Origin of the sequence: Domibacillus iocasae, assembly GCF_001750285.1 — a bacterium.
Classification (GTDB): Bacteria; Bacillota; Bacilli; order Bacillales; family Domibacillaceae; genus Domibacillus; species Domibacillus iocasae.
Map to the genome: position 1 here is coordinate 426753 of NZ_MAMP01000022.1, position 20926 is coordinate 447678.

Sequence of the window (20926 nt, forward strand, 5' to 3'; positions counted from 1 at the left end):
TACATATGACAGAGGATATGAACCAAGCAGAAGTGAATAACTACACCGTTGGTGATAAAGTACGCGCTACGGTCGTGAAAGTCGAAGAAAAGCAGGTCCAGGTGGAAATTCCGGACAGCAAGAAAGACGGCATTATTCCCATCAGTGAACTGTCAAGCCTTCACGTAGAAAAAGCATCGGACGTCGTCAAAGAAGGCGACGAGCTTGAACTGCTCGTAACAAAAGAAGAAGATGATCTATACGTTTTATCAAAACGAAAAGCGGATGCAGAAACGGCATGGGGTGACATGCAGAAGCGTTTTGAGGAAGGGACCATTTTTGAAGCAGAGATTAAAGAAGTCGTTAAAGGCGGCCTCGTTGTTGATCTTGGTATTCGCGGATTTATCCCGGCTTCACTTGTGGAAGATCACTTCGTTGAAGATTTTGAAGATTATAAAGGCCGCGTGATGAAGTTCAAAATTGTTGAGCTTGAACAAGATAAAAATCGGTTGATTTTATCGCATCGGGCGGTTTTAGATATTGAAAAAGCAGAAAATAAACAAAAAGTGCTTGAGGATATTCAAGCAGGCGACGTCATCGAGGGCAAAGTGCAGCGTCTGACTGATTTCGGCGCATTTGTTGATATAGGCGGTGTGGACGGGCTTGTTCATATTTCCCAGCTTTCGCATGATCATGTGGAAAAACCATCCGATGTATTAACAGAGGGTGAAGAGGTAAAAGTGAAAGTGCTTTCCATTGATCGTGACAGCGAGCGGATTTCTTTATCCATTAAAGAAACACTGCCTGGACCGTGGGAAAATATTGCGGACCGTGCGCCAATAGGATCTGAACACGAAGGAACAGTGAAGCGTCTTGTTTCATACGGTGCGTTTGTTGAAGTGTTCCCAGGTGTAGAAGGACTTGTTCATATTTCGCAAATTTCTAACCGCCATATCGGCACACCTCATGAAGTGCTTGAAGAAGGACAGCAGGTAAAAGTAAAAGTACTTGATGCCAATGAACAGGAACACCGCTTATCGCTCAGCATGAAATCATTTGAAGAGCACGAGACGGAAGAAATAGTTGATTCATATGAATTGCCGGAAGAAAGCTCTGGCTTCCAAATTGGTGATATTTTAGGCGATCAGCTAAAAGACTTGAAATAAGACGGTGATGACAACTTGAGCAGAGCAGAACGAAAGATCGACCATATTCATTATGCGTTGTCGACCGGGCAAAGCCGGCGAACCGGATTGGATGACATTCAATTCGTGCATCGCAGCCTCCCGGGTTCCTCTGTCATGGACATATCGCTATCAACCGAAATCGGCGGACTTCAATGGAGTTCGCCGTTTTTCGTGAATGCGATGACAGGCGGAGGCGGACAAGCAACAGCAGATATTAATGCACAACTGGCAGAAGTGGCGGCCGTATGTGATATTCCGATGGCGGTCGGCTCTCAAATGTCGGCTCTTCGCCATCCGGAAGAGCGGCTGACATTCCAGGCAGCACGAAAAGCTAATCCACGTGGTATGCTGCTGGCCAATATTGGCTCAGAAGCGACAGTAGATGAAGCGAGAGCAGTATGCGACATGATCGAAGCAGACGGTTTGCAAATTCATTTAAATGTCATTCAAGAGCTAGCTATGCCCGAAGGAGATCGTGACTTTCGCGGTGCAATTGATCGCATTGCGGAAATTTGCGGCCGGGTAGAAGTGCCGGTCATTGTAAAAGAGACTGGTTTTGGCATTAGCCGTGAAACGGCACAGCTCTTAAATGAATTGCCGTTAGCAGCCATTGATACAGCCGGATTTGGGGGTACCAATTTTGCGGAGGTTGAAAATGAGCGATCTGCGCAGCCCATGTCCTTTTTTAACAACTGGGGCATTCCGACTGCGGTATCGATTGTAGAAACGGTCTTCGGAGCGCCGGATAAAAGGGTCATTGCATCGGGTGGACTTCAGCATGCAGAAGACGTTGTTAAGTCGCTTGCACTTGGTGCTTCAGCGGCAGGACTATCTGGTTTTTTGTTGAATATTTTGCTAACCGAAGGACAAGAAGCACTCACTGAGCATATTAATCAAATGAAGACAGACATGCAGATGATGATGTGCGCGCTTGGTGCCAAGTCGATTGGCCAGCTGCACAGGGCCCCGCTTATGATTTTTGGCCGGACAGAACAGTGGCTGCGTATACGAGGGCTTGAACCAGAACGATTTGCCGCTCGTGTGCCGGCGCCATTTGATTCATAATCGAAATGTGATAAAATAAGATGTTGATTGAACCCCTTCTCACGGCAGAAGGGTTTTCTTTTGAACAAAATAAAAATAAATGAGTATAAATGGATGAACCATTGAAGGGAAAGATGTAATGATGAAACGGACAGTTGCCATCGTTGGAAGGCCAAATGTCGGCAAATCAACGATTTTTAACCGGATTGCCGGCGAGCGTATTTCCATTGTCGAAGATGTGCCGGGTGTAACGCGTGACCGTATTTACAGCTCAGGTGAGTGGCTGACACATGAATTTAACTTAATTGATACAGGCGGTATTGACTTAAGTGATGAGCCTTTTTTAGAACAAATTCGCCAGCAGGCGGAAATTGCGATTGACGAAGCAGATGTCATTATCTTTATTGTGAATGGCCGTGAAGGTGTCACATCAGCTGATGAAGAAGTAGCGAAAATTTTATATCGGTCGAAAAAGCCAATCGTTCTCGGTGTCAATAAAATTGATAATCCGGAAATGCGTGCGGATATTTATGACTTTTATTCGCTTGGTTTTGGTGAAGTTTATCCGATTTCAGGCGCGCATGGGATTGGGCTGGGCGATCTGCTAGATGAAGTGGTATCACATTTCCCGACCGGTGAAGACAAGCCTTATGAAGATGACGTGATCAAATTCTCTTTAATTGGCCGTCCGAATGTAGGCAAATCGTCATTAACGAATGCGCTGCTTGGCGAAGACCGCGTTATTGTCAGCGATATTGCCGGAACAACACGGGATGCTGTCGATTCACCTTATACGTATAACGGTCAAAAGTACGTTATTATCGATACAGCCGGTATGCGCAAACGCGGAAAGGTATATGAAACAACTGAAAAATACAGCGTGCTTCGTGCAATGAGAGCCATTGAACGCTCTGACGTTGTATTAGTCGTTCTAAATGCAGAAGAAGGCATTCGTGAGCAGGATAAACATATTGCCGGCTACGCTCATGAGGCAGGGCGGGCGGTTGTGATCGTCGTTAACAAATGGGATGCAGTAGAAAAAGATGAAAAAACGATGGGTGAATTTGAAGAAAACATTCGCATTCAGTTCCAATTTTTGGATTATGCACCGATCGTTTTTCTCTCTGCGTTAACGAAAAAACGCATTCATACGTTAATGCCATATATTGACCGGGCGAGCGAAAGCCATTCGATGCGCGTTCAATCCAGTGTTTTAAACGACGTCATTACTGACGCAGTCGCGATGAATCCGGCACCATCTGACAAAGGAAGACGGCTGCGTGTTTATTACGCGACGCAAGTATCGGTCAAGCCTCCAACATTTGTTGTATTTGTCAACGAGCCGGAACTCATGCACTTTTCGTATCTTCGTTTTCTTGAAAACCGCATTAGGGATGCTTTTGCGTTTGAAGGAACGCCGATTCACATTATTGCGCGCGCAAGAAAATAAGGTAGAAAGGCTGTGTTTCACATGAAAGAAAAAATCGCAGTGCTCGGTGCGGGCAGCTGGGGAACCGCCCTGGCGCTCGTTCTTGCCGATAACGGACATGACGTTTATGTATGGGCGAAAAATGAAGAGCGAATGGCCGAATTAAACACTGATCATACGAACAGTCGGTATTTGCCGGATATTTCATTGCCGGAGACGATTAAAGGAACGACATCACTCGCCGAAGCGCTGGAAGACGTTGAAACGGTAGTGGTAGCTGTGCCGACAAAAGCGGTTCGGGAAGTGGCGCAGCAGGTCGTAGAATCGGCTAAAGCACCTGTAACGGTCGTTCATGTTTCCAAAGGAATCGAGCCGGATTCTCTGTTGCGGATTTCTGAAATGATTGAGCAGGAAATGCCGGAAACCATCCTAAAGGACGTGGTCGTGCTGTCCGGTCCGTCTCATGCGGAGGAAGTGAGCCTCCGTCATCCAACGACGGTTACGGTGTCGTCTAAATCAGCAGAAGCCGCACAAAAAACGCAGGATTTATTTATGAATCAGCATTTTCGTGTGTATACAAATCCGGATATGATTGGTGTGGAAATTGGCGGTGCACTTAAAAATATTATTGCACTGGCGGCCGGAATTTCTGACGGCCTCGGATACGGGGATAATGCAAAAGCCGCGCTTATTACACGTGGCCTGGCTGAAATTGCCCGTCTCGGCACAAAAATGGGCGCCAATCCACTCACATTTTCAGGGCTTGCCGGCATTGGGGATTTAATTGTGACATGTACAAGCGTTCACTCAAGAAACTGGCGGGCCGGAAATATGCTTGGGCAGGGAAAAAAACTCGATGAAGTGCTAGAGAGCATGGGAATGGTCGTAGAAGGTGTGCGTACGACGAAAGCAGGGCACCAGCTTTCAAAAAAATACGACGTCCAAATGCCGATTACCAACGCGCTCTATCACGTTTTATTCGAGCAGCAGGACCCGAAAAAAGCAGTGGATGATTTAATGGCCCGAGTGAAAAAACACGAGCTCGAAGACTTGATTGACATTTTAGATACAAAGCTGGATTAACGGAAAGGACGAATGACCATGTCACCATCCATGCTGAAAATGTGGATTTCATTTGCCGGAATGGGGCTGATGATTGTCTCCATTTTCTCAATTTATTTAAGCCGTTACAAATTTAGCAACGGTCTTTTAAAAGGAGTCACGGCTCTGTTTGCTTATTTATGCATGATTGTCGGCGGACTCATCGTTATGTACGTTGTATTAAGCGGCCCGACCCGCTAGCAAAGAGGTGAATGAGTAAAAAATGAACATGAGAAAAAGCTTGCTTCTTTTTTTCGCCATGCTGCTCTCATTTATGTTGGGCGGCTGTCTATACCCGGACGAAAATTTAAACCAAAATGAACAGCCGTATGAAGACCAGCTGCAGTCTGTTCAGTTGGCTGTCGATCAGTTTCAGACAGAAGAAGACGGCATTTTGCCTATTAAAACAAAAGAAGGCGATCCGGACCTTTATGAAAAGTATCCGATCGACTTCAGCAAAATATCACCGCGTTTCATGGCAGAACCACCTGGAAATGCGTTTGAAAGCGGCGGCATTTACCAGTATGTCCTTGTTGACGTTGAAACGGATCCAGCTGTCAAACTAATTGATTTGCGTATAGCGGAGCAGATTCGCAGCATTAATATCCGGCTTATCGCCCATGAATATCCGCCGTTTAAAGACACACTGGCCGATAACGTTTACTCGCTGGACTTTAAGGAACTCGGATTTGAGGATGAACCGTACGTAACAAGTCCATATTCAGGTAAGCAGCTGCCGCTTGTTATGAGCGGTGACGGGACACTGTATATTGATTATGCGGCTGATTTGTACGCAGCCCTGCAGGAAACGGATACACCGCCTGCGCCCGGCGATGACATTCGCTATTTACTCGTACAGTCGTTACCTTTTGTCCCGGCCTACTCGCTGCCCTATACGGTAGACGCGCAAGGGGAACCTATTTTTATGAATAAAAAACAGAAGTCTGAGTAACATGCAGGCTTCTTTTTTTGCATACATTTAAAATGTAGCTCATACACTGTAAGGCAGGCGGCGGACAGGCCGTTTAAAACGGGAGGGGGCTGCTGATGGAAAGTACAGAAGTCATTAAGGATATTGCCGAGCGGACAGAAGGCGATATTTATTTAGGCGTTGTTGGTGCCGTCAGGACGGGAAAATCAACGTTTATAAAGCGATTTATGGAGCTGCTCGTTCTGCCGAATATGGATAGTGAATCCGAACGCCGGCGCGCGCAGGATGAACTGCCGCAAAGTGCATCAGGCAGAACGATCATGACAACTGAGCCGAAATTTGTTCCAAGCCGGGCGGCCGCTGTACAGGCTGGTGGTGTATTGGTAAATATCCGGCTGGTCGATTGTGTTGGTTATGTGGTCCCAGAGGCAAAAGGCTATGAGGATGAACATGGTCCCAGAATGATTCAAACGCCTTGGCACGATGAACCGATTCCATTTGATGAAGCGGCGGATATCGGCACGAGAAAGGTCATCGAAGAGCACTCAACAATCGGCGTCGTTGTGACAACGGACGGGTCATTTGGCGAAATGCGGAGAAGTTCATACGTTGAAGCTGAAGAACGGGCAGTAAATGGCTTAAAAGAAGTAGGGAAGCCATTTATTTTAATTATTAATTCAGCGCGCCCGGATCATACAGAAACAATGCTTCTTCAGGAAGAATTAACCGAGAAATACGACATTCCAGTGCTGGCCATGTCGGTGGAATCCATGACGGAAGCGAATGTGCTTCATGTATTGCAGGAAGCGCTGTTTGAGTTTCCAGTTCACGAAGTAAATGTACATCTTCCATCATGGATTATGGCGCTTGATGAAGCTCATTGGCTGCGTGATAAATACAATGAAATGGTGAAAGAAACAGTAAAAGATATTAAAAGACTGCGGGACGTAAACCGCGTCGTTGACCAATTTGGCGGCGGCGAGTTCATTGAGTCCGCTGTTTTAACCGGGATGGATATGGGGCAAGGAATTGCAGAGATTAATGTACACGCACCAAATGGGCTGTATGAGACGATTGTAAATGAAATTATTGGAGAACCGCTGAGAGGAAAAGAGCATCTTTTAGAAATCATCCAGGATTATGCACACATTAAAGAAGAGTACGGACAAGTGGAAGAAGCACTGAGAATGGTGAAACAGACAGGCTACGGCGTTGCTGTTCCGCCCATGAGTGAGATGCGTTTAGAAGAGCCTCAAATCATTCGTCACGGCTCACGTTATGGGGTTCGGATGAAAGCAGTAGCGCCGTCCATTCATATGATTCAAGTTGATATTGAATCAGAATTTTCACCGATTATTGGGACTGAAAAACAAAGTGAAGAACTGGTTCACCATGTCATGAAAGATTTTGAGGAAGATCCGTTATCCATTTGGGAAAGTGATATTTTTGGCCGCAATTTAAGTACGATCGTCCGGGATGGAATTCAATCGAAAGTATCATTAATGCCTGATCATGCCCGCAGTAAATTAAAAGATACGCTGGAAAAAATCATTAATCAAGGCTCGGGCGGCATGATTGCGATTTTGCTATAAAGCACGTCGGACTCTCAAAATGAGAGTCTTTTTTCGTTGGAAACGGGGAAAATAACCGATTAAGGTGGATTCTGCTTGATATGCCCGAACACATGTGATACTCTTTTAACAGAATTACGGTAAAACATTGATATAACAATGTTTATCGGGTCTCATGCGGGAGGAGGTGAATGGCATGAACAAAACTGATTTGATCAATGAAGTTGCGGAAACAGCAGAACTTTCTAAGAAAGACGCAACAAAAGCGGTTGACGCTCTTTTCGATGCCATCCAAGATACATTGGCAAAAGGCGATAAAGTGCAATTGATTGGTTTCGGCAACTTCGAAGTACGCGAACGTTCAGCACGTAAAGGACGCAATCCGCAAACAGGCGAAGAAATCGAAATCGCTGCAAGCAAAGTACCGGCATTCAAACCGGGCAAAGCGCTTAAAGATGCAGTGAAATAAGTACATAGCCTAAATCCGGCTAAAGCGGGACTGTCCTCATTGGGCAGTCTCTTTTTTCTTGAAACTTTTTTTTGCCGGGTTAGGAATCGATATGCTAAGATGAAGTGCAGTGAAAAAACAATAAACATACTATACATGTATACAGGAGTGAAGAAGATGGCGGGAGTAGATCATGCCAAAATTCAGCAGGCAGTGCGCCTTATTTTAGAAGCGGTTGGCGAAAACCCAGATCGGGAGGGCCTTCAAGATACGCCGAAACGAGTAGCGAAAATGTATGAAGAAGCTTTTTCAGGTCTTCATATTGACCCAAGACACTATTTTGAGACTGTATTTGAAGAACAATATGAAGAACTCGTGCTCGTGAAAGACATCCCCTTTTATTCAATGTGCGAACACCATCTTGTTCCATTTTTTGGGCGTGCTCATGTGGCGTACCTGCCAAAAGGCGGAAAAGTCACAGGACTAAGCAAACTTGCACGGGCAGTAGAATCAGTCGCGCGCCGCCCGCAGCTGCAAGAACGTATTACGAGTGAAGTGGCAGATTCCATTATGGAAATGCTGCAGCCGCATGGCGTTATGGTCATCGTCGAAGCGGAACATATGTGCATGGCGATGCGCGGTGTGAAAAAGCCAGGCGCAAAAACCGTGACCACCGCCGCGCGCGGTATGTACGAAAACGATTCCCAACTGCGGACTGAACTGCTTTCGCTCATTCGTTCGTCATGAGAACACGAGTATGATATACTAAACGTACGCAATGAAGACGGAACGGAACAAACGATTGAAATGATCCATGAGTGAGGGGTTTTTACAATGAGGGAGTGGCAGAAAGAGCAGAAAGCGCTAATCGAAGAGATAAACCGGGCGTGCAGGCAGCCATTTTTGGATAAAATCGTTGGTGCACCATCTATTAATCCACTTCGGGCAGCTGCTTTAATGCTGGCGTTTACGGACGAAGATAGAAAAAGCGCACACGTACAAAAACAAATGACAGCAGCTGTTCTCATTCAGCTGGCTCTTGACACGCATGATTTAATTCCGTCAGTAACGGAAGAAATGACGCAAAAAAATCAGCTCATCGTTTTGGCGGGAGATTATTTTAGCGGCATGTACTACCGTACACTGGCGGAAGCCGGCTGTATCCATTGGGTAGGGATTCTTGCTGATGCCGTGAAAAGTGTGAATGAAGCAAAAACGTCCCTTCATCGGCATCAGCTCGAATCAGAAGAAGCTATTTTTCGAGCTGTTCAAACAATTGAAGGTGATATTATTGGCGCAGTGTACGCTGAAAATAAAGCAGATGAGGCAGTGTGGCTTGCCGTTCAGCAGCTTTTGACAGCAGACCGGCTTTTTCGGGAAAAAGAGCAGCCGTTTATCGTTTTCCGCGCACTTGCCCACGTGCTCGAAACAAAACAGCACGCCCTTCAGGCAATTGAACAGCGGCTTGAGCAGGTACGCTTGACGATAAACGAGTGCATTAAAAGCATGGATTCATACAGCGCGGCTGTGGTTCAGGGGGAAAGGGACCGCCTTTTCAGCACGCCGCTTCGACTTGTGGAAGAAGGGTGAAGGGATGCAGCAATCAAAAGAAGAAAAAGTACACAGTGTCTTTGAAAAAATTTACGGCAACTACGATAAAATGAATTCAGTCATTAGCTTTCAGCAGCATAAGCGCTGGCGGAATGAAACGATGAAGATGATGCAGGTGCCAAAGGGAGCCAAAGCGCTTGATGTTTGCTGCGGGACGGCGGATTGGACGATGGCGCTTGCAGAAGCGGTTGGGCCTGCAGGAGTCGTAAAAGGGCTTGATTTTAGTCAAAATATGCTCGCTGTCGGTGAACAAAAAGTGTCTTCGGCCGGTCTTGAGCAGGTAGAATTAATTCATGGCAATGCAATGGAGCTTCCATTTGAAGATAACACATTTGATTATGTCACCATTGGCTTCGGTCTTCGCAATGTGCCGGATTATATGCAGGTATTGAAAGAAATGCGCCGTGTACTGAAGCCAGGCGGAATGGCTGTTTGTTTAGAAACAAGCCAGCCGCAGATGCCTGTGTTCAAAGAAGGGTATACGCTATACTTCCGCTACATTATGCCGGCGATTGGGCGTCTTTTTGCAAAAAGCTATGAAGAATATTCATGGCTTCAGGAATCAGCACGTCATTTTCCGGACATGAAAGAGCTTGCCCGCATGTTTCAGCAGGCTGGTTTCCAAAATGTTCGTTTTAAAGCTCACACAGGCGGAGTAGCCGCAACTCATTACGGAAATAAATAATACTAGATCAAGAGCCGGGTGAAAAGAAATGAATATAAAACTAATTTATACGCGGTTAAAGGCAGATATTGATTTAATAGAACAAGAACTCGAACGTGCAGTTGGTTCATCGTCAACGATTTTGGAGGAAGCGTCTGTGCACCTTCTTCAAGCTGGCGGAAAACGCATTCGCCCGGTAATGCTTTTGCTCGGCGCAAAATTTGGCGATTATGATATTCATCGGGTGAAATATGTGGCTGCCTCCCTTGAACTGATTCATATGGCTTCGCTTGTCCACGATGATGTTATTGATGATGCGGTTATCCGGCGCGGAAAACATACGGTCAAAGCGGAATGGGACAATCGCATTGCTATGTATACCGGTGATTATATTTTTGCGGCGGCACTTGAGTGCATAACGCAAATTGATAATGTAGAAGCTCATCAGATCTTGTCGCATACGATGACTCAGCTTTGCATAGGAGAGATTGTTCAAATACAAGACAAGTATCGGTACGATCAGCATTTGCGCGATTATTTGCGACGGATTAAACGAAAAACGGCTATTTTAATTGCTGCCAGCTGCCAGCTTGGCGCCATTGCGGCAGGAGCGCCTGCTTCTATTCACCAGAAATTATATGAATTTGGCTACAACGTTGGCATGTCTTTTCAAATTACCGATGACATTCTTGATTTTACGGCGAGTGAAAAAGAGCTTGGCAAGCCGGCAGGCGGCGATCTTCTTCAAGGGAATATTACATTGCCAGTTTTATACGCGATGGAAGACAGAGAGATGCGAGCCCAGATCTCATCGGTGCATGCGCACTCAAGCCGTGAGGAAATCAATCACATTATTGACCGCTTAAAAAACAGTGATGCAATTGAGCGTTCTCATGTATTAAGCAGGCGGTACCTAGACCGTGCACTGAAGGTATTAAACGAATTGCCCCCGGGACGGCATCGTAATTCGCTCCGGGACATTGCGTACTTTATCGGCAAAAGAAAATATTAATTTTTCTATGAAAGCGTTGTAAATTTAAAAGAGAAGTGTTACGATTCATCATGTCCGCATGTAAGCGGTATACATAACACAGGAGTGATGAACGATGGAAAAAACATACTTAATGGTAAAGCCGGATGGCGTACAGCGCGGATTGATTGGGGAAATCACGTCCCGTTTTGAGAAAAAAGGATTCCGTCTTGTCGGTGCCAAGCTTATGCATGTATCACGTGAAACAGCAGAACAGCATTATGGCGAGCATAAAGAACGTCCTTTTTTTGGTGAGCTTGTTGATTTTATTACGTCCGGACCTGTTTTTGCAATGGTATGGGAAGGGGAAAATGTAATTGCGACAGCCCGCCAAATGATGGGTTCTACCAATCCGAAAGATGCGGCTCCGGCAACGATTCGTGGGGATTATGCGATCAACGTCAGCAAAAACGTTATTCATGGTTCTGATTCTCCTGAAAGCGCGGAACGTGAAATCGACATTTTCTTTAAAGAAGACGAACTGACGACCTACATAAAGTCAGGGTCTGAGTGGGTATATTAATAATTAAAGGAGTTTTCAGCCGATGAGGCTGAAAACTCCTTTTTTTTGTGAAAATATAACCATTCCTTTGCTTTAGATCAGCTATAATAAAGGAAAAGATAAAAGTGTTGGCGGGAAGGATGAATACAGTGAGGGATTATGAACAATTTGTTGGGTCCATTAAACGAAAAACGGGCATCGACCTTGCGTTATACAAAGAAGCACAAATGAAAAGAAGATTAACCTCTTTGTATGAAAAAAAGGGCTATCCATCATTTTTAACATTTTTTGATGCGTTAAGTTCAAATCAGGAAATGATGAACGAATTTTTAGATCGGATGACCATTAATGTATCAGAGTTTTATCGGAACGGAAAAAGGTGGGAGGTGCTGGAGAAAAAAATTCTGCCACGCCTGCTGAAAGAAAATAAACGGTTGAAAATGTGGAGTGCCGCTTGTTCAACAGGAGAAGAGCCTTATACACTTGCCATGGTTTTGTCCACATACATGCCGCTTTCATCTGTGTCCATACTGGCAACGGATCTTGATTTAAATGTAATTCAAAAAGCAAAATTAGGACTTTATCCGGAACGGTCACTTGCTGAAGTGCCGGAAGCGATGAAGAAAAAGCATTTCCATAAAGAAGGCGCTTTTTTCAAGGTCTCAGAAGAGGTAAAGCGGGCGGTCTCCTTTAAAAAACAAAACTTGTTGTCCGACCGGTTTGAAAGTGGGTACGATTTAATTGTCTGCCGGAACGTGATGATTTATTTTACGGAAGAAGCGAAAGATGAGCTCTATCGAAAATTTAATGAAGCGCTTCGGCCGGGCGGTGTTTTATTTGTCGGCAGTACAGAACAGATTTTTAATCCGGAACGGTACGGGTTTGAAGTGGAAGATACATTTTTTTATAAAAAAGCATGAAGCTGGCGTCACGCCGCGTCTGGGCTTTTGAACCTTCGCCTTATAGAAATTATCACCACGAAACAAGGAATTGTGATAAAATTCTCAAAAACAGCCGTTTCGGCTATTCCAAACAATTTTAAATATGATATAGTAGTACATAACCGCTTTAACGTACTGAAGGGAGCAGGAAAATGAGATATTTAACAGCAGGAGAATCACACGGGCCGCAATTGACGGCAATTATTGAAGGACTTCCAGCCGGAATGGAGCTTTTGGCGGAAGATGTGAATACTGATCTATTGCGCCGTCAAAAAGGACATGGCCGCGGCCGCCGCATGCAGATTGAAAAAGATTTAGTCGCGATCAAATCCGGCGTCCGCCATGGTCATACCCTCGGTTCGCCCGTGACACTTGTCGTGGAAAATGACGACTGGAAGCACTGGACGAAAATTATGGGCATCGAACCGCTTGACAGCGTGGAAGAAGCAGAGGAAATTAAAAGAAAAATCACGCGTCCGCGTCCTGGTCATGCGGATTTAAATGGCGGCATTAAATACGGCCACCGTGATATGCGCAACGTGCTGGAGCGTTCCTCCGCCCGTGAAACGACGGTCCGTGTTGCAGCAGGTGCTGCGGCGAAAAAGCTGTTAAAGCTGCTTGGTGTTGAATTAGCGTCACATGTTATTGAAATCGGCGGTATCCGAGCGGAAAACGTTCAATTTGAGACCATTCAAGAGGTGCAGGAGCGCAGTGAAGCTTCATCTGTCCGCTGCTTAGATGAAGAAGCAGGCGCAAAAATGATTGAAGCGATTGACAATGCAAAGAAAAACGGTGATTCAATCGGCGGCGTTGTAGAAGTGATCGCAGAAGGCATGCCGATCGGAATCGGCAGCTATGTACATTATGACCGCAAGCTGGATGCGAAAGTAGCAGCAGCCATTGTCAGCATCAATGCATTTAAAGGTGTTGAAATCGGTATTGGCTTTGAAGCGGCAAGCAAATTCGGCAGTGAAGTACATGATGAAATTGCCTGGAACGACCAGCGTGGCTTTTACCGGAAAACAAATCGCCTGGGCGGCTTTGAGGGCGGGATGACAAATGGTATGCCAATCGTCGTCCGTGGCGTCATGAAGCCAATTCCAACATTATATAAACCACTTGAAAGTGTTGATATTGATACGAAAGAAACATTTTCAGCAAGTATTGAACGATCAGACGCTTGTGCGGTTCCAGCAGCAGCCGTCGTAGCGGAAGCAGCCGTGGCATGGGAGCTGGCAAATGCCATTCTCGAACAATTCAATGGTGACCGGATGGATCATTTGATCCGCCAGGTTGAGGAACATAAATCGTACGCAAAGGAGTTTTGATCGATGAACCGCGTCACGGTTGAAACAGTGCATAAAACATACCCTGTTATCATTGGGGAAGGGGCGGTAAAAGAAATCGGTCCAGTCCTTCTTAAAATGAAAAATAAGCCGACCCGCTTGTTTGTCATAGCAGACGAGGGCGTGTACGCAATCCATGGTTCGGCGCTTAAAGAAGCACTGCCCGACCCCATTCCAGTAGACTGGCATTTTGTGCCGGCAGGAGAATCTGCTAAATCCTTTTCCGTATTTGAACAGTGCTTAACCGCAATGCTTGAAGCAGCTCTTGACCGTCATTCGCTCGTTGTAGCGTTTGGCGGCGGGGCGTGCGGGGACTTGGCCGGTTTCTGTGCGGCAAGCTACATGCGAGGCATCCCGTTTATTCAAGTGCCGACAACCATTTTGGCCCACGACAGTGCAGTGGGCGGGAAAACAGCTATTAACCATCCGCTTGGAAAAAATATGATTGGCGCTTTTCATCAGCCGGAAGCGGTTATTTATGACACATCCTTTTTGCATTCGCTTTCTGAAAAAGAAACAAGAAGCGGCTTTGCGGAAGTTATCAAGCATGCGTTTATTGCAGATGAGCCGATGCTTACAGAAATCTTGCGGACGATTCAAAAAACAGCGGACATCAAAGGCGCTTTTTTGGCACAATGCTTAAAAAAAGGCATTGAAATTAAAAGCGCCATTGTAAAAGAAGATGAAAAAGAAATAGGCGTCCGCGCGTTTTTAAACTTTGGCCATACATATGGGCATGCGGTTGAAGCACTCTCGGGTTATGGAAAAACGGCGCATGGCGAAGCAGTCGCGTGCGGAATGATTTTTGCCCTATACGCTTCTCAATTTAAAAACAATTTTTCATTCAATATTCGTTCATTCGCCAAGTGGCTGAAAGGAGTAGGCTATCCGGTTAAAGAGGGGCTCGGCTTTTCGTTTGAAGAGATCTACACAGTCATGACCCGGGATAAGAAAGCATACGGGGGAACAGTGCGTTTTGTGCTGCTTAATAAAATAGGCGAACCGTACGTGACTGATATGACAAAAGAAGAATTGCAGAAAATCGATGAACATTTTCGAAAGGAGGCCGAGCAATGGTAAGAGGGATCCGTGGTGCGATTACAGTACCAGCCAATGACGGTGATTTAATGGTAGAAGCAACGGAACGGCTGCTTGCAGAAATGATTAAGCAAAATAACATTGATCCAGAAACGGTATGCTCTGCATTTTTATCAGCAACCAATGATCTAGATGCGATGTTTCCGGCGAAAGCGCTTCGTGAGCAGGCAGGCTGGGAATATGTGCCGGTTATGTGTATGCAGGAACTCGCCATTAAAGGCGGCTTAGAGCGCTGCATTCGAATCATGATGCATGTGAATACAGATACACCGCAAAAAAAGATTCAGCATGTGTATTTAGAAGAGGCGGTTGTTTTACGCCCTGACTTGCAAAAATCAACGAATTAAGAGGAGCTGGAAAAGCATGAAATGGAAAGAACAAATACTATCATTAAAAGCCTATCAGCCGGGCCGGACGACGGATCAGGTGAAAAAAGCGTACGGTCTTACTGACGTTGTAAAGCTTGCTTCAAACGAAAATCCGTTTGGCTCCTCTGAAAAAGTAAAAGAATGCATCCGCGAGTATGCAGATTCGTTTGCCATTTATCCGGACGGTTATACAACCGGGCTTCGGACTGAACTCGCTTCTTTTTTAAATGTTTCCGAAAAACAGCTGATTTTCGGTAATGGCTCTGACGAAATCATTATGATGCTTTCCCGGGCGATGTTAGAGCCTGGCAAAAACACGGTTATGCCGACACCGTCATTCCCGCAATACCGCCATAATGCGGTTGTGGAGGGAGCAGAAGTTCGCGAAGTGGAACTTGTAAATGGTGCGCATAATTTGGATAAAATGGCTGACTCCATTGATGAAAATACGGCTATTGTTTGGCTTTGCAGTCCAAATAATCCGACCGGTATACATATTACGGATGTACAGCTGCGAGGGTTCCTTGACCGTGTACCGGAAGAGGTATTAGTCGTTCTTGATGAAGCGTACTTTGAATATGTGACAGCGGATGACTACTACAATGCGCTTGAGATTATTAAAGAATACAAAAACGTGCTCGTTCTTCGCACATTTTCAAAAGTATACGGATTGGCCGCTTTTCGGGTCGGCTACGGTTTTGCAGATGAATCCCTAATCACGCAGCTTGAACCGGTTCGTGAACCGTTTAACGTTAATTCTCTGGGTCAAAAAGCAGCGGCAGCAGGTCTTTCTGATCAGGCATTTATTGATCAATGCCGAACAGCAAACAAAGAAGGATTAGAACAATTTTACGCATTTTGCCGTGAAAATGGACTCGATTATTACCCGTCTGAAGCAAACTTTATTTTAATCGACTTTAAATGTGACAGTAATGAACTGTTTGAGTACTTAATGTCAAAAGGATATATCGTCCGCTCTGGTGCGGCTCTTGGTATTCCGGGCACTGTTCGTGTCACTGTCGGATCAAAAGAACAAAATGAAGGCGTTATGAGCGCAATGAAAAGCTTTTTGGCTGAAACTGTAAAAAGATAGAAGGTGATTCGCCTATGAGAGGAAATGTCTTTATTGCCGGTCTCGGCTTAATCGGCGGATCTCTTGCAAAAGCGATAAAAAAAGCCCATCCACAGGCACACATTATCGGGTTCGACGTGCGTGAATCTGAACTTGGCCTTGCGGAAGCATTGAATATTATTGATGAACAAGCTGTTTCGTTTGAAGAGGGCGCAAAAAAAGCGGATTTGATCATTTTGGCAGTGCCCGTATTGAAAACGGAGCAAATGATTGAAATCATTGCCGGCCTCCATTTAAAAGAAGGTGTGCTCGTAACAGATACCGGTAGCACGAAAAGCCGTATTATGAAACGTGCATCTCTTTTAAGTGAAAAAGGGATCGCATTTATCGGCGGCCATCCGATGGCAGGTTCCCATAAAAGCGGGGTAGCCGCTTCAAAAGAACTCCTGTTTGAAAATGCGTTTTATTTGCTGACGCCAGGCAGTGCGGCGGAAGAAAAGCATGTGGCCATTTTAAAGAAATGGCTGGACGGTACAAGGGCAAAAATATTAGAAGTAACCGCAGAAGAGCACGATGAAATGACCGGTGTGATCAGTCACTTCCCGCATATTATTGCGGCGTCACTTGTTCACCAAGCCCGGAAATATAATCAAGAAAATCCGCTGATCGAACGACTCGCAGCTGGCGGTTTTCGGGATATTACCCGTATTGCTTCATCGAATCCGGAAATGTGGAAAGACATTTCGCTTCATAATAAAGAAATGCTGCTGACGCTGCTCACCAATTGGCGTGATGAAATGAATGAGGTGCTGTCCATCCTGGAAACAGAAGATGAAGACAAGCTTTACCGTTATTTCAACGAGGCAAAAACATTTCGTGACGGGCTTCCGGCCGCATCGAAAGGCGCGATCCCCGCTTTTTATGAAATGTATGTAGACGTACCGGATTATCCAGGTGTTATTTCAGAATTGACCGGCTATTTGGCGGATGAGCGGATCAGCATTACGAATATTCGAATTGTGGAAACACGTGACGACGTATTTGGTGTGCTTGTCATTAGCTTTCAAAGCGAAGAAGATCGTCATCGTGCCAAACATTGCATCGAGCAAAAAACAACGTATGATTTATTTTTAGCATAAGAGAGGTATGAAACCATGAAACTGACGTTTAACGAGCCGTCTCTTGGCGGAAGCATAGAAGTGCCGGGTGACAAGTCCATTTCACACCGTTCCATTATGTTTGGAGCGCTGGCAGATGGTAAAACAACGATCCGGCACTTTTTAAAAGGAGAAGATTGCTTAAGCACGATCGACTGCTTCCGCAAGCTGGGTGTACAAATCGATGAAACAGAGGAAGAAATTATTGTTCACGGCAAAGGCTGGGATGGCTTGAAAGAGCCTTCTGCTATTTTGGATACCGGCAATTCCGGTACAACAACACGCCTGATGCTTGGCATTTTGGCTGGCCGTCCGTTTCATTCGGTTATGATTGGGGATGAATCAATCGGCAAGCGCCCAATGGACCGAGTCACGGTTCCGCTGGCAGCAATGGGAGCCGATATTGCCGGGCGTGACAATGGCCGTTTCACGCCGCTGTCGATTCGCGGCAGGAAATTGAATACAACAGAGTACAAATTGCCGGTTGCAAGCGCACAGGTCAAATCAGCGGTTATGTTTGCGGCGCTGCAGGCGGACGGGGAATCTGTTATCATTGAACCAGAAGCGACGCGGGATCATACCGAAAAAATGATTGAGCAGTTTGGCGGAAAAATTCGCCGCGAAGGTGACCGGATTATCGTTCAGGGCGGCCAAACATTTAAAGGAACGGACGTTTATGTGCCAGGTGATATTTCATCCGCCGCCTTTTTTATGGTGGCTGCGGCCATCACACCGAACAGTGAAGTCATCCTCGAAAATACAGGATTAAATGAAACACGGACCGGCATCATTGATGTATTTAAACAAATGGGAGCGGATATGACTGTTGAAAAAACAACAAAATCGGGCGAAGAAATTGGAACGATTACGGTCAAAACATCTCAATTAAAAGGAACGGAAATCAGCGGTTCGATTATTCCGCGCCTTATTGATGAAATTCCTGTTATTGCGCTGCTCGCAACACAGGCAGAAGGCGATACCATCATTCGTGATGCGGAAGAATTAAAAGTAAAAGAAACGAACCGGATCGATACGGTTGTGGATGAATTGAAAAAGCTTGGGGCCGACATCGAAGCGACAGATGACGGGATGATTATCCGCGGCAAATCAAAGCTTCGCGGTGGATCGGTGTCATCACACGGTGACCACCGGATTGGCATGGTTATGGCGGTTGCATCCCTCATTACAGAAGGCGATGTGGTGCTTCACGACCATGAAGCAATCGCCGTTTCGTACCCGGAATTTTTTGATCACTTGCAGCAGCTTGTGAAGTGAGCGTCCTCTTTCTGAGGGCGTTTTTTCTGTTTTATAAGAAGGAAAATAAGAAGAGAAGTAGAATACATGGAGTACAAGCGAAAAAGTTGCCGGATTGACTATCTTTGATTAAAATAAGAAATCAAGAAAAGAAGACGAAGAAAGAAGAGGCGGTAAAGATGAACAATGCAGAAAACATGATCGCGCACCTGGAAAAGGGAGATATGGCGTCGGCATCTGCCCTATACGAAAAGGTACTTGCCTCTAGTGATGCGGAAGAACAATTTATGCTGGGCGAGCAATTGCTCCAGCTTGGTTTTTTAGATGAAGCACGGCAGCTGTTTGAAAAGCTGCTGATTTCGTTTCCGGGTGAAGGCGAGCTGTCGCTTCTTTTGGCAGAAACATTAGTGGAACTCGACCGTGAAGAAGAGGCGATGCTGATTTTAGATGAAATTGATGACAGTGACCCTTTTTATGCAAGATCCCTCCTCGTTTTGGCGGACCTTTATCAAATGCAGGGACTGTATGAAGTCAGTGAGCAAAAGCTGCTGTTGGCACAGCAGGCAGAACCGGATGAGCCGATTATTAAGCTTGCACTGGGGGAATTGTATTTAGAAGAAGGCAAGTTTTTGGAAGCAGTCCGGCAGTATAAAGAACTTGAAAAGATTGGCATGCAGGATATTGCGGGCATTTCTATTCAGAAGCGGCTTGCGGAAGCATATAGTGCGGGCGGTGCGTTCGAAGAAAGTCTTTCGCACTTTGAACGGGCGCTTGAGGATAAAATGGATATCGACACATTGTTTATGTATGGGTTTACGGCTTTTCAGGCCGGTCAGTACAAAACAGCTGCCATTAAATTGACGGAAGCTGCAGAACTTGATCCGGACTATCATTCAATTTATTTACATCTGGCGCGTGCATATGAAATGGAAGAAGAACTCGATGCTGCACTTGAAGCGGCGCGGTCCGGCATCGCGAGGGATACATATCAAAAAGAATTGTATTTAATCGCTGGAAAGCTTGCGCTGAAAACAGGCCTTGAAGAAGAAGGAGAATCGCATCTGCGCCAGTCGCTTTCGCTTGACCCCGAATATACAGAGGCGGCGCTTGCACTGAATGCGCTGCTCATGAAAAAAGAAGAATATGAAGGTGTTCTTGAAATTGCTTCCGTATTTCGTGAATCAGGCAGTGCTGAGCCTCTTTTGCTATGGGATGCAGCTCGGGCAGCCGAACGGCTGGAAGAGTTTAAAGAAGCTGCTGAACTATATGAGTACCTTTATCCGGTTTTAAATGAAAACACTGAATTTCTAGCGGAATATGGCTACTTTTTGCTAGAAGAAGGAAATCGGGAGCAGGCGCTGTCGCTGTTTGAAAAACTGTTGAAAGAAGAACCGCTGAATGATGAGTGGATAGAACTTGTTGAACGTTTGAAAATGGATGTATACTAATAAAAGCGCAGGACGCCTGTTTATCGGCTTATGGAACAAAAGCTAAAAACGCGGCATCGTGCGGCAACGCTTTTGTGACCCACATCCTGTGGGTCCTCAAGCTGGACAAAGTCCAAAAAATATACTTTTTTTATCTTTTAAAAATAGACAGAGGAGTGATGATGATGGCAGCCCCGGTTTCCGTTCATGAGAAAAAGGACTTTATCCGCTGGTTTTTAAACCATTATCAGCTGAAGCGAAGAGAATCTGTCTGGATTTTAAATTATTTGATGAGCCATGATCAGCTTATGGAACATGTGCATTTTGTTGATGACGCTCAGTATTGTCCACGCGGCATGATCATGTCTTCTCATTGTGTAGACAGTGCGCCGTTTCGGTTTTTTAAAGATAACATTATGACAACAGATGCAGAAAAATCGTTTCATGACATCCGTTTAAATAAAGAAGAAGATATTTTCATTGAGCTGAAGTTTAAAGGCGCACAGCTGTCTCACCAATACGCGGCGGTGCGGGTGGAAAATCCCTTTATGCCGAAGCGGACACGGTTGACAGAGAAAGAAAAAGAGCTGGCAGAGCAGTTTTTAAAATGGAGTGTATACGAGTTTCAGCGCGATCGGCTGAATGAACAAATAGATGCTGCATTGGATCGAGGGGACAAAGAAACGTTTCTCCGACTGACAGAACGATTAAATGAATTAATGGAACACATTAAAGCGTCTGATTATTGATCAGACGCTTTTTTTCA

22 protein-coding genes are annotated in these 20926 nt (G+C 45.5%); all 22 read left to right on the forward strand.

Annotated features, from left to right (window positions below; genetic code table 11):
• Window positions 1–5 precede the first annotated feature (5 nt).
• The 22 genes from rpsA (at window position 6) to BA724_RS13060 (ending at window position 20909) form a co-directional block, all read left to right on the forward strand.
• Entirely contained in the window at window positions 6–1145 is a 1140-nt protein-coding gene (gene rpsA, locus BA724_RS12955) for a 30S ribosomal protein S1 (RefSeq protein WP_069939070.1), read from the forward strand.
• A gap of 15 nt (window positions 1146–1160) precedes the next feature.
• Window positions 1161–2231, forward strand: a complete 1071-nt coding sequence (gene fni, locus BA724_RS12960; RefSeq protein ID WP_069939071.1) for a type 2 isopentenyl-diphosphate Delta-isomerase — start codon at window positions 1161–1163, stop codon at window positions 2229–2231.
• Between the two features lie 118 nt (window positions 2232–2349).
• Entirely contained in the window at window positions 2350–3660 is a 1311-nt protein-coding gene (gene der / locus BA724_RS12965; protein ID WP_069939072.1) for a ribosome biogenesis GTPase Der, read from the forward strand.
• Window positions 3661–3681: 21 nt separating this feature from the next.
• Window positions 3682–4722 carry an NAD(P)H-dependent glycerol-3-phosphate dehydrogenase gene (locus BA724_RS12970; RefSeq protein WP_069939258.1) on the forward strand — a complete coding sequence of 347 codons (1041 nt, stop codon included), beginning with the start codon at window positions 3682–3684 and terminating at the stop codon, window positions 4720–4722.
• A gap of 18 nt (window positions 4723–4740) precedes the next feature.
• Window positions 4741–4941 (forward strand): DUF2768 domain-containing protein, encoded by a 201-nt coding sequence (locus BA724_RS12975; protein ID WP_069939073.1) that lies wholly within the window; start codon window positions 4741–4743, stop codon window positions 4939–4941.
• Window positions 4942–4969: 28 nt separating this feature from the next.
• Window positions 4970–5692 (forward strand): hypothetical protein, encoded by a 723-nt coding sequence (locus BA724_RS12980; RefSeq protein WP_069939259.1) that lies wholly within the window; start codon window positions 4970–4972, stop codon window positions 5690–5692.
• Window positions 5693–5787: 95 nt separating this feature from the next.
• A complete protein-coding gene (spoIVA, locus tag BA724_RS12985; RefSeq protein ID WP_069939074.1) occupies window positions 5788–7263 on the forward strand; it encodes a stage IV sporulation protein A in 1476 nt (491 codons plus the stop codon).
• 175 nt (window positions 7264–7438) lie between these two features.
• Entirely contained in the window at window positions 7439–7711 is a 273-nt protein-coding gene (locus tag BA724_RS12990) for an HU family DNA-binding protein (RefSeq protein ID WP_046173727.1), read from the forward strand.
• A 156-nt stretch (window positions 7712–7867) separates the two neighbouring features.
• Window positions 7868–8437: a GTP cyclohydrolase I FolE gene (gene folE / locus BA724_RS12995; protein ID WP_069939075.1), complete on the forward strand. Its 570-nt coding sequence runs from the start codon at window positions 7868–7870 to the stop codon at window positions 8435–8437.
• A gap of 87 nt (window positions 8438–8524) precedes the next feature.
• Window positions 8525–9280, forward strand: coding sequence for a heptaprenyl diphosphate synthase component 1 (locus tag BA724_RS13000; RefSeq protein WP_069939076.1), 756 nt, complete (start codon window positions 8525–8527; stop codon window positions 9278–9280).
• 4 nt (window positions 9281–9284) lie between these two features.
• Window positions 9285–9986: a demethylmenaquinone methyltransferase gene (locus BA724_RS13005; protein ID WP_069939077.1), complete on the forward strand. Its 702-nt coding sequence runs from the start codon at window positions 9285–9287 to the stop codon at window positions 9984–9986.
• Window positions 9987–10014: 28 nt separating this feature from the next.
• Window positions 10015–10977: a heptaprenyl diphosphate synthase component II gene (hepT, locus tag BA724_RS13010; protein WP_069939078.1), complete on the forward strand. Its 963-nt coding sequence runs from the start codon at window positions 10015–10017 to the stop codon at window positions 10975–10977.
• Window positions 10978–11071: 94 nt separating this feature from the next.
• A complete protein-coding gene (gene ndk, locus BA724_RS13015; protein ID WP_069939079.1) occupies window positions 11072–11518 on the forward strand; it encodes a nucleoside-diphosphate kinase in 447 nt (148 codons plus the stop codon).
• A gap of 128 nt (window positions 11519–11646) precedes the next feature.
• Window positions 11647–12417, forward strand: a complete 771-nt coding sequence (locus BA724_RS13020; protein WP_069939260.1) for a CheR family methyltransferase — start codon at window positions 11647–11649, stop codon at window positions 12415–12417.
• A gap of 173 nt (window positions 12418–12590) precedes the next feature.
• Entirely contained in the window at window positions 12591–13766 is a 1176-nt protein-coding gene (gene aroC / locus BA724_RS13025) for a chorismate synthase (protein WP_069939080.1), read from the forward strand.
• Between the two features lie 3 nt (window positions 13767–13769).
• Window positions 13770–14864 (forward strand): 3-dehydroquinate synthase, encoded by a 1095-nt coding sequence (gene aroB / locus BA724_RS13030; RefSeq protein ID WP_069939081.1) that lies wholly within the window; start codon window positions 13770–13772, stop codon window positions 14862–14864.
• On the forward strand, window positions 14858–15229 hold the full coding sequence (gene aroH / locus BA724_RS13035; RefSeq protein ID WP_069939082.1) for a chorismate mutase: 372 nt from the start codon (window positions 14858–14860) through the stop codon (window positions 15227–15229). The genes aroB and aroH overlap by 7 nt, the downstream gene beginning before the upstream one ends.
• 16 nt (window positions 15230–15245) lie before the next feature.
• Window positions 15246–16343: a histidinol-phosphate transaminase gene (gene hisC / locus BA724_RS13040; RefSeq protein WP_069939083.1), complete on the forward strand. Its 1098-nt coding sequence runs from the start codon at window positions 15246–15248 to the stop codon at window positions 16341–16343.
• A gap of 14 nt (window positions 16344–16357) precedes the next feature.
• The gene (locus BA724_RS13045; protein WP_069939084.1) at window positions 16358–17461 is read left to right on the forward strand and encodes a prephenate dehydrogenase; all 1104 of its coding nucleotides are present in this window, start codon (window positions 16358–16360) and stop codon (window positions 17459–17461) included.
• A gap of 15 nt (window positions 17462–17476) precedes the next feature.
• On the forward strand, window positions 17477–18754 hold the full coding sequence (aroA, locus tag BA724_RS13050; protein ID WP_069939085.1) for a 3-phosphoshikimate 1-carboxyvinyltransferase: 1278 nt from the start codon (window positions 17477–17479) through the stop codon (window positions 18752–18754).
• 158 nt (window positions 18755–18912) lie between these two features.
• A complete protein-coding gene (locus tag BA724_RS13055; RefSeq protein ID WP_069939086.1) occupies window positions 18913–20181 on the forward strand; it encodes a tetratricopeptide repeat protein in 1269 nt (422 codons plus the stop codon).
• Window positions 20182–20345: 164 nt separating this feature from the next.
• On the forward strand, window positions 20346–20909 hold the full coding sequence (locus tag BA724_RS13060) for a ReoY family proteolytic degradation factor (protein ID WP_069939087.1): 564 nt from the start codon (window positions 20346–20348) through the stop codon (window positions 20907–20909).
• The last annotated feature ends 17 nt before the right edge of the window (window positions 20910–20926 follow it).